This window comes from Vibrio splendidus, from assembly GCF_003345295.1.
GTDB classification, from domain to species: Bacteria; Pseudomonadota; Gammaproteobacteria; order Enterobacterales; family Vibrionaceae; genus Vibrio; species Vibrio splendidus_K.
Map to the genome: position 1 here is coordinate 1095189 of NZ_CP031055.1, position 13161 is coordinate 1108349.

Here is a 13161-nt window from a genome sequence, read left to right on the forward strand (position 1 = left end):
GCTGACTCAAGGAGATCATTATGAAAAGCTTTAAACACTCTATTACAAAGAAAACACTAATAACGTCATTGATGACTATTGGCGCATTCGTGGCTTTCCCTGCGTTAGCCGACCCAGCGAAAGGCCTAGAGATCGCTGAGCAACGCAAAGCCGTCGATATGGGGTGGGGCGATTCTGTTGCGACCATGGAAATGCTACTTCGCAACAAACAAGGCGAAAGTAGCTCGCGCCTAATGCGATTGAAGTCGTTAGAGGTTGATGACGACGGCGATAAAGGGCTGACCATTTTTGATGAGCCTCGCGACGTAAAAGGCACGGCTTTCTTGAACCATTCACACATCACTAAATCGGATGACCAATGGTTGTATCTGCCTGCATTGAAACGAGTAAAACGCATCTCTTCACGTAACAAATCGGGCCCGTTTATGGGCAGTGAATTTGCTTACGAAGACTTGAGCTCGTTCGAGTTAGGAAAGTACACCTTCAACTACATTGAAGACGCCAAAATTGAAGGCGTGGATACCTTTGTATTGGAGCAAGTTCCGACCGATAAAAACTCTGGCTATACCATGCAAAAAGTATGGCTAGACCAACAATTCTACCGCCCCGTTCAGGTTGAGTTTTACGACCGCAAAGGCGCATTGCTGAAAACCCTCTCGTTCGAAGACTACAAACAATACCTAAACCAATACTGGCGCGCACACACCATGTCGATGCAAAACCACCAAACAGGCAAAAGTACGGTATTAACCACGACAGATTTAGCGTTCCAGACCGGTCTTAAGGACAAGGATTTCCAAAAAAACACACTTAAACGTGCAAAGTAAGGCAAGAATATGAAAAGGATTGTGTTAACAGGAACGCAGTTATCTTTAACCTTGGCAGCGACCGTTGGGCTAATGCAGGTGTCGTTGCCATGTGTGGCGGCAGGTTTTAGCTCTGAGTTCGTAGAACAGGTCACCCCACAGCTAGCAGGGCAGGTTAACCTTGAACACAGGCAGTTCTTCAGTGACGGCTTACAAGGGCAGGATAAAGGGCAAAGCTCACTGGTGTTGCAACCGGAGTTTTACTGGGAGCAACAAGAGGGCAATGGCAGCTTTACCTTCACGCCGTTTTATCGCCTAGACAGCGAAGACGATGAGCGAACTCATGGCGATGTTCGTGAAGCTCTATATCTCAATTATTGGGACGATTACGAACTGCGCGCAGGTGTTGGCAAGGTATTCTGGGGTGTGACTGAATCAGCGCATTTAGTGGACGTAGTAAACCAAACCGATGCCATTGAATCGGTCGATGGCGAATCGAAATTGGGTCAGCCTATGGTGCACTTTACGTCCATCAAAGACTGGGGAACCATCGATGCTATGTTACTGCCGTATTTTCGTGAACGTACCTTTGCAGGGGAAGACGGTCGGTTAAGAACGCCCGTACCCGTTTCAGACGATGCGCTTTACGAATCATCGAAAGAAGAAAAGCACGTTGATGTGGCACTGCGTTATAGCCAAATGTACGGCGATTGGGATGTCGGTTTAAGCTACTTAGGCGGCACCAATCGCGACCCTTATTATCGTGTAGAAGGCAATGAGCTCAAGCCGTATTACGCGCAAATGCAGCACTTCGGGCTCGATGTGCAAGGCATTATGGGCGACTGGTTATGGAAGCTTGAAAGCATTTATCGCGACAGTTACGACAACCACACAGGTGTTGCGACAGGCTTTGAATACACATGGGTTGGGGCGCTTGAATCGTATTGGGATATTGGCTTTATTGCTGAATATCTGTACGACAGCCGAGGCAACAATGCCCAAAGTGTCGGTCAAAACGATGTGTTTCTTGGAGCGCGCTTCGCCTTGAACGATGAAGACGGGACCGAGGTGTTAACGGGCATTACTCAAGACTTAGATAACAGCGATGTCTACAGTGCAAAGCTCGAAGCCTCAAGCCGTATTAACAACAACCTCAAGTGGCGATTAAACGCGTGGTTGTTTGAGAACGAAACCCCAGAAGACTTGTTGTTCTTCGCGCGCAAGGACGACTTTGTCGAGATGGCATTGGAATATTATTTTTAGTCTTTACAAAAAGTTAGTATTTCCAAAAGGTTAGGTATTTCCAACAAGTTAGCATTTCCCGAAAAGCTAGCATTGGTTTCGTGAGGCGTTCTTGTTAAAGGGAACGTCTCAAATTTAAGATGAGCCATATTTAGAATGTTCAAAGTCGTATTTTTATAAAATGGATCAAACAATCGAATAGTCCCACAGGTAAAATGGTTATATTTTTCGAGCATCTATAACCTCCGAATATGCATGTGAAACGTGCTGGTGGTATCGGCCCTAAGGGATATATGAATTCATTCAATTGGGATAATAACTTTGAAACAGGCATTGGTGTTGTAGACGAACAACATCAATACCTTGTTGGTTTTATCAACCACTACGGAAACCTGTTGTCAGAGAATACTATCTCTATAGACGACATGAGCGTCGCTTTACTCGATCTCACACGCTATGCCGAATTTCATTTTAAAGAAGAAGAATCTTTAATGAGAGATTGCGGTGTATACGATTTACACATTGAAGAACACATCAAAGTTCATCGCATGTTTATGCGAGATATCTACAGCATGCAAGCATTCATCTTGGAAGAAGATCAGACGTCAGCACGACAGTTACTTGATTTCCTAATCCATTGGCTTGCATACCACATCCTCGGTATCGACCAAAACATGGCTCGACAAGTGGCCGCGATAGAAAAGGGGGCAACACCCCAACAAGCGTTTGAAGCAGAAGAAAAGCAAAAAGACTCGTCAACCATCCCTTTACTCGCTGCTCTTAACGGCTTATTTGAACAAGTCTCTGAGCGCAACAAGCAGTTGTTACGCTTCAACCAGTTACTCGAAGAAAAAGTCGAGGAGCGTACGGCAGAGTTAAAACAAGCGAACAAGAAACTTGAAGAACTGTCGTTAACAGATTCACTCACTAAATTACCTAACCGTCGCAGTGCTTTTAAACAGTTAGCGGTACATTGGCAAGACTCGAAAGAACTTGGCATGCCTTTAGTGTGCATTATGATTGATGCCGACCACTTCAAGCGCATTAACGACACCAGTGGCCACGATGCAGGTGATTTGGTGTTACAAACCCTCGCGCGTGAACTGAAAAATGCGTTTCGCAATGACGATATTGTGTGTCGATTAGGGGGCGATGAGTTTCTCGTTATTTGCCCAGATACCGATCTTAAAGGCGGTATGCACATCGCGGAAACGACTCGACAGAAAGTGTCTGAATTAGAGGTTGAAACCAGTAATCAAGTTTGGATTGGCAGTATTAGTGTCGGTGTGGCTGAAATAACCCAAGAATTCGGGTCCATGCATGAGTTGGTTAAAGCCGCCGATGAGTCCGTTTATTTAGCGAAAAACGCAGGTAAAAACAGTGTTTGCTCGATTCAGATATCGAACTCAGTTCATTTAAAATCTAGAGCGCAGTTCCATTCAGATTTAGAGCACGGTTCACTTTAGACTTAGACTTAGAGTTTAGTCCACCTCAGATCTAGAACGTAGATCGTTTTTAATTTAGAACATAACTCACGTCAGATTTAGAACACAGTTCACGTTAGTTTTAGAGCTCCGCTCGCTTCAAATCTAGAACCTAGCGACTTTAAATCTAGAGCCTAGCCGCTTTAAATTTAGAATCTAGCTCACCTTCAAATAAAGAAGTGGAACCAGTAATTGTTCCACTTCTTCTTATTCCTCATTAATATCCTGTTAAATTTGCCGTGTTTTTAGTCAATAACTTGCTCTTTTAGCGATTCAATTTGGCATTGGTAGCGTGTTTGATTACTATGTGTAGCTATCTAAAAAAACTAATCATCCGATACGGACACTACCAACTGGTAGATGAGGAAATGATGCAACATCTAGAAGAGATCATTGCTAATGCAACGACTGCTATTGATACAGCAGATTCGTTAGTCGCACTTGATGAAGTGCGAGTTCAGTATTTAGGTAAGAAGGGTGAATTAACTCTTCAACTACAAAGCCTAGGTAAACTTCCACCTGAAGAGCGTCGCACTGCTGGTCAAGAGATCAACAAAGCGAAAGGTGCTGTTCAACAAGCGATCGCAGCTCGCAAAGACGCACTTCAACGTGCAGAGCTTGAAGCGAAACTAGCTGAAGAAACTATCGATGTGAGCCTACCAGGTCGTCGCATTGAGAACGGTGGTCTTCACCCAGTGACTCGCACCGTTGAGCGTATCGAACAGTTCTTTGGTGAGCTTGGCTTTAGCACTGAGTCTGGCCCTGAGATCGAAGATGCATTCCACAACTTTGATGCACTAAACATCGCAGACGATCACCCAGCTCGTACTGATCACGATACTTTCTTCTTCAACCCTGATCTAATGTTACGTACGCACACTTCTGGTGTTCAAATCCGTACGATGGAAAACGGCAAACCGCCATTCCGCTTCATTGCTCCGGGTCGTGTTTACCGTAACGACTACGATCAAACTCACACGCCAATGTTCCACCAAGTGGAAGGTATGTTAGTTGATGAGAACGTAAACTTCGCACAACTTAAAGGCATTCTTAACGATTTCCTTTGTAACTTCTTTGAAGAAGAAGTTGAAGTGCGTTTCCGTCCTTCATTCTTCCCGTTCACAGAGCCTTCAGCTGAAGTTGACGTGAAACGTAAAGATGGCAAATGGCTAGAAGTTCTAGGCTGTGGCATGGTTCACCCTAACGTACTTCGCTCTGTTGGCATCGACCCTGAGAAATACTCTGGTTTTGCATTCGGTATGGGTGTAGAGCGTCTAACGATGCTTCGTTACGGCGTAAATGACCTTCGTGCGTTCTTCGAGAACGACCTTCGTTTCCTTAAACAATTCAAGTAATCTGGGGCAGTCAAAACTATGAAATTCAGTGAATCTTGGCTACGCGAGTGGGTTAAACCTGCAATTAACAGCGAAGAGCTAGCTCACCAAATCACTATGGCTGGTTTGGAAGTTGACGATGTAGAACCTGTTGCGGGTGTTTTCACCGGCGTTAAAGTAGGTAAAGTGGTCGAGTGCGGTCAGCACCCTGACGCAGACAAACTACAAGTTACAAAGATCGACATTGGTGAAGAAGAACTTTTAGACATCGTATGTGGTGCATCTAACTGTCGTCTTGGCCTAACTGTAGCAGTAGCAACAGTTGGCGCAGTACTTCCTGGTGACTTCAAAATCAAGAAAGCAAAACTACGTGGCGTTCCATCGCACGGCATGCTTTGTTCTTTCTCTGAGCTAGGTATCGACGTAGAGTCTGACGGCATCCTTGAGCTGCCAGAAGGCACAACGCTAGGTATGGACGTACGTGAGCTTCTAGAGCTTAACGACGTAACTATCGACGTAGACCTAACAGCAAACCGCGCAGACTGCTTCAGCATCCGTGGCCTTGCTCGTGAAGTTGGCGTACTAAACCGCGCAGACGTTACAGAGCCAACAGTTGAAGCTGTTGCAACAAGCATTGAAGACACAGTATCTGTTGAAATCAAAGCAACGGATGCTTGTCCACGTTACCTTGGCCGTGTAGTTAAGAACGTAAACGTGAAAGCGGAATCTCCAATCTGGATGCAAGAAAAACTGCGCCGTTGTGGTATCCGTTCAATCGACCCAGTTGTAGACATCACAAACTACGTGATGCTAGAGCAAGGCCAACCAATGCACGCATTTGATCTTGCTAAGATCGAAGGCGGTATCGTGGTTCGTCTAGCAGAGCAGGGCGAAAAGCTAACACTTCTAGATGGCAACGAAGCTGAACTAAACAGCAACACACTTGTTATCGCTGACCAAAACAAAGCACTAGCAATCGCTGGTATCTTTGGCGGTCAAGATTCAGGTGTTACGACTGAAACAACAGACGTACTTCTTGAAGCTGCATTCTTCGCACCGGATCACATCCGCGGTCGCGCTCGTGCTTACGGTCTTCACACTGATTCTTCTCTACGTTTCGAACGTGGTGTTGATTCAACACTTCAAGCAGCAGCAATGGAGCGTGCAACACAGCTTCTAGTTGAAATTTGTGGTGGTGAAGTTGCGCCAGTAAACGGCAGCGAATCTGAAGCTGATCTTCCTAAAGCAAACGTAGTTGCTCTACGTCGCGCTAAGCTAGACAGCCTACTAGGTCACGAAATCCCATCTACAGACGTAGTGGAAATTCTTACTCGCCTAGGTTGTGAAGTAGAGACGACTGAAGCTGGTTGGACGGCAACGTCTCCATCTTGGCGTTTTGATATCGCAATCGAGCAAGACCTAATTGAAGAAGTAGGTCGTATCTACGGTTACGATAACATTCCAAACCAAGCGCCTAAAGCGGCACTTAAAATGAATGACCACAAAGAAGCTAACCAACCGCTTAAGCGCGTTCGTGACCTTCTTGTAGACCGTGGCTACCACGAAGCAATCACATACAGCTTCGTAGAACCAGAACAGCAAAAGCTTGTTGTACCTGGTGTTGAGCCGCTAATCCTGCCATTCCCAATCTCTGCGGACATGTCAGCAATGCGTCTTGGCCTAATCCAAGGTCTTCTAAACACAGTTGTTCACAACCAGAAGCGTCAACAGTCTCGCGTTCGTCTATTCGAATCAGGCCTACGTTTCATCCCTGAAGCAACTGCTGAAAACGGCATGCGCCAAGAAATGATGCTTGCGGGCGTTATCTCTGGTACTCGTGGCGAAGAGCACTGGGACATTGCAACTAACACTGTAGATTTCTTCGATCTTAAAGGTGACCTAGAAGCCGTTCTTGAGCTTTCAGCAAACGAAATCGCATACAGCTTCAAATCTCTTTCTTCTGAAGCAAAAGAGCGCAACCCAGCACTTCACCCAGGTCAATCGGCTACGATTATGGCTAACGGCAAAGAAGTGGGTATCATTGGTACTGTTCACCCAGAACTAGAGCGTAAGTTTGGTCTTAACGGCCGTACTATCGTATTCGAAATCGAATGGGCAGCTATCAACACTCGCGTGCTTCCAGAAGCAGTAGCCGTATCTAAGTTCCCTGCAAACCGTCGTGATATCGCCGTTGTTGTTGACGAAGCAGTCGCTTCTGGCGACATCGTAGAAGCGTGTATCGCAGCGGGTGGCGAATTCCTAACAGGCGCTAAACTGTTCGACGTATACGTTGGTCAAGGCGTTGAAGAAGGTAAGAAGAGCCTAGCAATCGCACTTAGCCTACAGTCTGTAGAGCGCACACTAGAAGATGCAGACATCGCTGGTTCAGTAGATGCTATCGTAGCTTCAATCTCAGAGAAATTCGGCGCAGCACTTCGCGACTAATCTTTTCTGATAGAAAGAAAACCAAAGGCCTCGCATTGCGAGGCCTTTTTTGTTGGGTAAGGGAGAGGGTTAACTCAGTATTGGACATGTTTGTGTTTCACTCTCCATCGACACATTCTGGGCAATTTGTGAGTTACGAAATTTCCTTATTTTGTAAAACAAGGCTCAACTACTGGATATCAAAGTAGGAAGGGATGTCTTAGCTAATGACTAATTTAACGATATTACTATAAAGATAAACTTATGACAGCAATAAGCCGTAAGGGGAAACAGGAGCTCATTGAAGCTATTAAGACTCTTAACGTTAAGTGCAGTGGAAAGGAGTTCCACAAGGAGTTTTCAATCTATTCAAAGAGGATTGGGCAACTTGATAAGGATGCGGGAGGTGGGTTACGTGTGCGAGAGGAAGTGTTCCAGTCTTGTGGGATCGAATACACCCCCCTCGGCCTACAGTAGCTTATGCTTCGCGTTATGAACTTGTTAAGCTTCTTCGAAGCTATGTTTGTATGCACGGTTCACATACAGTCAGAAGACTAAATGAGACATGGCCTGCAATTCACAAGCGTATTTACTCTTTGAACTACACTAAAGAGTATCCGTTTAAAGTTTCAAATAGCATATTTTTGCTTGCAAACTATAAATTGGGCGATCAATCGGAGATTGAATGGAAGCCCAAAACACTCTTAAGGTTAGCTCGTCAGCTAGGTGTACGTCGTGATTTTGCGAACAGTTCTCAGCCAGGTGTAAAAAAGGCGTTTGAGGCTTATCAAACTTGGAGGAAGTTTGATAATAAAGACAACTTGAGCAATATCCAAAAGCGTAAACTCCAAGTGGCCAAACAGATGGACAGTCTACTTAAAATGAACACTAAATGGACCGAAGAGTCGCTGATGAAAAGTTTGAAAGGTTACGCCATCAAGGAGAGGTGGCACGAAGAGAACCGGGGCGCCTACACTTATGCCAAGCGTAAAGGGTTGATGAATTTAGTAGATCAATTTTTTTTAAAGCTCAGCCCTTTGGCAAACGCTCTAGTGACTTTGAGGGACGAGTCAGACTCTATCATCGAACAAGCTGCTTCAAAGGGTATAAAACCTTGGTCAGAGTTTAAATCGCGCAGTTATTCAAATATATTGCTCAACGCAGGTCTTAAAAACTATGTTTTGGCAGAGATATGCGGTGCGAGACATACCTACCAAGATAACGAAGTGCTTTTCGTTATTGCCGGTGCCTTCAACTCACTTCAAGAGTTTGCGCAATACATGCCTGCAGTTCGAATGGTGATTTGGCGACGCAAATTAGATGAGGAACTATACGAAACTCTCCCGCCTCAGAATTTACAAAGTGATTGTTTGTACATTTCAGAATTAGAGAACTTTCCATTGGGTGAGGTTGCTGAAGGGTGGGTCGCTTGTAAGATTGGTATAACGGTTAAGCAGTACTTTGACAAGAGACCTAAGGCCTCTGCAGCGAGTGCTAGTCGGGAGCTTGGAGTGGATATCAAGTCATCTTTAAAAGCTTTTGTTCCTGTGGGAGCTTCAATAGCAAGAGAGGTTGAAGCTGAGATGTTGAATAGTGAGTATGTACAAGTGTTTGTAGATCACTCCAATGTGACATTTGATGGAAAATCTGAGATACGCCTCATTCGTCGAGATAACTTAAAGCGTATTTGTGAAAAGTTGAATATGTATTCACTTGATGAGGAAAAGAGCATTATTCAATAGGTCCTAGACGCAAAACTGGTAAAAAAGCTTTGGTCAAATGTTGCTTTAATGCAATGGATTATTAACTATCAGAAACACATAAAGGGTATTTTTGGGTTACGTCGTCCCGCCAGCAAGGTTCTGGACAAAACCTTGTTACGAATCCCTTAAGCGCCGGACGTTTGGGGTAACTTCTACTAATGGGAAATCTCGAAATCATCAAAGAAAAGTCTGTTGCGGCAGAACGCCAACGTACACTTTAGAAGGTGGGGAAATCAATCTGGGCTGAAAAGAATCTAGCCCAGATATCATCTGAAATGCACCAATCCTCAAAACGGATAACTTTCAGAACAAGTCAGAATTGGTAGATTTAACGGGGACTTAAGCTCCCATTTGTATGTTTACTTACGTCAGTTTAAGATTGACATACATCTTTCTAGCAGGTCTTGATTGTTGATTATAACTATCTTCAGCTTTTTTCTCGTACGTGTGATGTTTTGGAACAACATTTTGATAGGATTGTAGTAAACACGCCCTCTGTAATCTAAAACATTACTGTCTGAGTAATAGAATAGGTTGTCTAAAACGATAGCTACGTTGTCAAACTCCTGACCAATTATGCCATGAGACGTCTGACAGGTTGTGTTTGAGTACTGCTCATGATGTTCATTATGATACTGCGAAGGAGTAAAACGAATCACCTCCCAGTCGTCACCACTTAAAGAGCGAATTTTCGATTTTGCATCATCAGCATTATCGAAGTATACAAAGTCGATGTTATGACTATGATGAATTGGTAGGTTCCTACTTTTGTCAAATAAACATTTGATAAAAGTAGCAATTTCTTTATTGGTTCTTATTTTTTCAGATAACTGATATCTAATAATTCCATCAATATTATTGATCTTTTCATCAATATCTCTTCGTGCTTCGCTATCAGACAGCGTTTGTAGTTGGTCATAACAAAAAACGATTTTCCCATTACTACTTCTAATTCCTTCAATTGTATTGTTCAGTTGATTCTCATAAATCCGTTGTGCTTCATCAATGAAGACCGCATCATAGTCAGCAACATCACGTCTTCTTAAATCCCTTATTGGAACGATATCCCAGCCATCTCTAATTAGAGTCTGATGCCCTTCATTTAGATAACCACAGTGAACAATTAGTGGATTTTTAGTTTGCTTGTATTCTTTGACTATATCGTATGCTAATAGCGTTTTTCCTGTTCCAGCACTGCCAACCAACGAGATGAACTTAGCGTCAACATTACCCAACTCTCTAAGTATGTTTTTCTTAATATCTTCCTGTTGATTAGTTAGAAAGTATTTATCAGCAACAAATTTTTCTGTGGAATTAAACGGTGACACTAAGTAGTTCGAAGGATTGAACTCGTGGTCTAAGTTGGAGATCTTGGAAACAACCATCGGTGTTAGGATACCTATCAGCGTTTGAATATCACTCAGAGCTAAGTTTTCATCATCATCTAACAAATATACTTCACCTGTGCTCGAAACATACGTGAAATTATGTACACATTCTCTCAAGTAACTGAGATAGTACTTATTCCTCTTTAGTTGCTTCTCTATTTTTTCTACCGTGCTTTCTCTTTTCAACTCAATGTTTAAAACGTAGTCTTCACCCACTTTGAGTAAGTCAAACTCTTTACCAATTTGAGGGATCTTATAACCTACATAGAACTGACTAAGAAAACTAGGTTGTTGCAAGGTGCCACAGATCGATTCCACTAATTGCTTGAGATCTTCAATCTCTGCGTCTTTGATATCGATGTCATGGAAGTCTACAAAGCGTCGAAAGGCTTCTCCCTCTAAAGAATTGAATGCTTGAACTAGCGATAAGATGTTTATGTCTTTCATTAAGTATCCTACTAACCAACCAATAAGAAACACGTAGTTATGTGTGTGAACTTATATTCTTGAATTCACCAGACAAAAGCAAGCTTAACCAATAAGAGCATCATTGTTTGATTTTGACACATAACCCATTTTTGGGAAAAAACGAGTTAGTAAAGTCACCATAGCATAAGAGTTGGTTATCTAAATCACTATTGACCCGTCTAAAGCTTCACACTTTATAGTGGCTACATTGATTGAGAGGGCGCTTTCTGTGTTCCCTCCAAAGTAAGTAGAGAGACACTATGAAACGTTTAATTCTAAACATCACATTCTTGGTATTCATGACGCTTAGTAGCATGAATGCCATGGCACATGATTCAACGATTAAGTACGGTATTGCGATATCTCAAGATGGTGAGCAAATTGCGTATGGCAAAAGCGGGAGTGGGGATACAGCATTGATCTTTATTCATGGTTGGAGCTTAGACAGCAGGTTATGGCAAAGCCAAGTGAGTGAGTTTTCAAAGCAGTACCAAGTGCTCACTATGGACTTAGTAGGGCACGGTAACTCATCTTTTAATCGCGAAGAGTACACCATGGTTGCGTTCGCTGAAGACGTGAAAGCTGTCATCGAGAAAGAGCAACTCGAATCCGTCATTTTAGTCGGCCATTCAATGGCAGGTGGTGTGATTGCAGAAGCCGCTAAACTGATGCCGAAAAGAGTGAAGGGCATTATTGGTGTCGACACATCGCAAAACGTTGCACTAGCCTTTTCACAAAGTGACCTAGATGCAATGACCAAACCGTTTGAAGCAGACTTCCAAGCGGGCGTTACTATATTCGTGAAAGACTCGCTACCAAAAGACGTAGACGCAGATTTACTTTATTGGGTAACGCAAGACATGGCATCAGCACCGCCAGCTATCGCGATAAACCAGTTCCGCCATTATCTAGGCCAATACGTAACAGGCCAAGCTCACCTCGTGTATGAGAACGTGAACGTGCCAGTGATATTGGTTAACGCTCGCCTATGGCCAACGGACTCAGAAACGAACAAGAAACACATCAAGGATTATAGCATTTACTACATTGAAGACTCAGGCCACTTCCCAATGCTTGAGCAACCACAGCAGTTCAACACAACGTTGATGAAAGCGGTGAAGTCAGTGAAGTAGGGCAGTTGTAGCTGTTAAAAGATGGGTGTAATCGTTGATAGATAAAACTAAGGCCTCGAGTTTGCGAGGCCTTAGTTTTTTAAGTTAAATCGATGGAGCCTGTCGATCTGATAGAGTCCATTATTTTTTGTCTTGAGATTCTTTATATTTTTTTGCAATCCACTCATGCAAATGAAGCCCCGTTTGACGCTTTAGGAATACACTGATACCAGCCAAAATTAACAGTCCAATTATTGTGCCCATAATCATCTCCACGCTTTGTCATTTTTTAAATTCATTTTAATCAATATGTTAGTGTTTTGATTAATCCATTGATTTCATCATTTTATCTATATTAAGCCCACCAAGATCCTCGAGGTTATTCTTAATCTCTTCATCGATTGATAGCTGGCGTTCCACTTGCTTTATTTCCTTCTCAAGAAACTTTTCAACTTCTTGAGATACGTTGAACATTAAGCCCTGTTCACGCGCTGCTTTTCTCGCTCGTTTAAGACGAACATCTAAGTCTGATGAGATTTTGATGTTCAGTGATACTTTGGATTGTTTTTTCTGTAATGACATATCGATTCTCAACTTTATCTAAAAAATACTATAAACTTTTCTACCTTTTTAGCAAGAAATCTTGAGGTTGACGGATTTAGGAGCGAACAAGAAACAGATCAAGGATTACAGCATTTATTACATTGAAGACTCAGGCCACTTCCCAATGCTTGAGCAACCACAGCAATTCAACACAACGTTGATGAAAGCGATTAAGTCAGTGAAGTCGGGTGGTTACACGTGAGAATAGGCTGATAATCCCCTCCTAACCTCCCCTTGGTTTACATCTCCAATCTCTTGTTGGTAACGGGGAAAGGGGAGGAACTGAATACCGATCGTGACAAGTACAGTTATATGTTCTCCCCCTCGAACGTTAATCTAATGAGATCGGTGAACTGCATTTGAGGGGGAGCTAGAGGGGGGAGGATTTGGTTTACTAGAATCGTTCTACGGGATTTCATTAACAGCGATAAGTCCGCGGCTTCGTTTTACTTGTTATTCAATCCAACTGGTACAGACCTGATTTGTACATCATCGTCAGCGACAAATAATAATCTCCAATGAATTTCTCAAAGAAGT

At 43.2% G+C, this 13161-nt stretch carries 10 protein-coding genes and 1 pseudogene; 8 read left to right on the plus strand and 3 right to left on the minus strand.

Translation table 11 applies throughout. From position 1 onward, the window contains the following. Nucleotides 1–71: 71 nt before the first annotated feature. From DUN60_RS04830 to DUN60_RS04865, 6 genes are all read left to right on the plus strand, one after another. On the plus strand, nt 72–827 hold the full coding sequence (locus DUN60_RS04830; RefSeq protein WP_244212215.1) for an outer membrane lipoprotein-sorting protein: 756 nt from the start codon (nt 72–74) through the stop codon (nt 825–827). A 9-nt stretch (nt 828–836) separates the two neighbouring features. After that, nucleotides 837–2069, plus strand: coding sequence for a hypothetical protein (locus DUN60_RS04835; RefSeq protein WP_114633317.1), 1233 nt, complete (start codon nt 837–839; stop codon nt 2067–2069). Nucleotides 2070–2341: 272 nt separating this feature from the next. Continuing rightward, complete coding sequence (locus tag DUN60_RS04845; RefSeq protein WP_244212203.1) at nt 2342–3514, plus strand: GGDEF domain-containing protein; 1173 nt, start codon at nt 2342–2344, stop codon at nt 3512–3514. A gap of 389 nt (nt 3515–3903) precedes the next feature. Then, complete coding sequence (gene pheS, locus DUN60_RS04850) at nt 3904–4887, plus strand: phenylalanine--tRNA ligase subunit alpha (protein WP_004734764.1); 984 nt, start codon at nt 3904–3906, stop codon at nt 4885–4887. 18 nt (nt 4888–4905) lie between these two features. Continuing rightward, complete coding sequence (gene pheT, locus DUN60_RS04855) at nt 4906–7311, plus strand: phenylalanine--tRNA ligase subunit beta (RefSeq protein WP_102513803.1); 2406 nt, start codon at nt 4906–4908, stop codon at nt 7309–7311. A 575-nt stretch (nt 7312–7886) separates the two neighbouring features. Next, a complete protein-coding gene (locus DUN60_RS04865; protein ID WP_208638349.1) occupies nt 7887–9032 on the plus strand; it encodes a hypothetical protein in 1146 nt (381 codons plus the stop codon). A 389-nt stretch (nt 9033–9421) separates the two neighbouring features. On the opposite strand, the gene DUN60_RS04870 is transcribed toward DUN60_RS04865, so the two are convergent. Then, complete coding sequence (locus DUN60_RS04870) at nt 9422–10888, minus strand: DNA/RNA helicase domain-containing protein (protein WP_114633321.1); 1467 nt, start codon at nt 10886–10888, stop codon at nt 9422–9424. Nucleotides 10889–11169: 281 nt separating this feature from the next. Between DUN60_RS04870 and DUN60_RS04875 the strand changes: the two genes are divergently transcribed. Further along, a complete protein-coding gene (locus DUN60_RS04875) occupies nt 11170–12042 on the plus strand; it encodes an alpha/beta fold hydrolase (protein WP_114633322.1) in 873 nt (290 codons plus the stop codon). 120 nt (nt 12043–12162) lie between these two features. Here the strand turns inward: DUN60_RS04875 and DUN60_RS24880 are convergent, their stop codons facing one another. Both DUN60_RS24880 and DUN60_RS04880 read right to left on the minus strand, forming a co-directional pair. Continuing rightward, nucleotides 12163–12285, minus strand: coding sequence for a hypothetical protein (locus DUN60_RS24880; protein ID WP_258183960.1), 123 nt, complete (start codon nt 12283–12285; stop codon nt 12163–12165). Between the two features lie 60 nt (nt 12286–12345). Continuing rightward, nucleotides 12346–12603, minus strand: coding sequence for a hypothetical protein (locus tag DUN60_RS04880; RefSeq protein ID WP_017074558.1), 258 nt, complete (start codon nt 12601–12603; stop codon nt 12346–12348). Nucleotides 12604–12673: 70 nt separating this feature from the next. Between DUN60_RS04880 and DUN60_RS04885 the strand changes: the two are divergent. After that, nucleotides 12674–12826, plus strand: a pseudogene (locus DUN60_RS04885) (alpha/beta fold hydrolase); the annotation flags it as partial. Nucleotides 12827–13161: the final 335 nt, after the last annotated feature.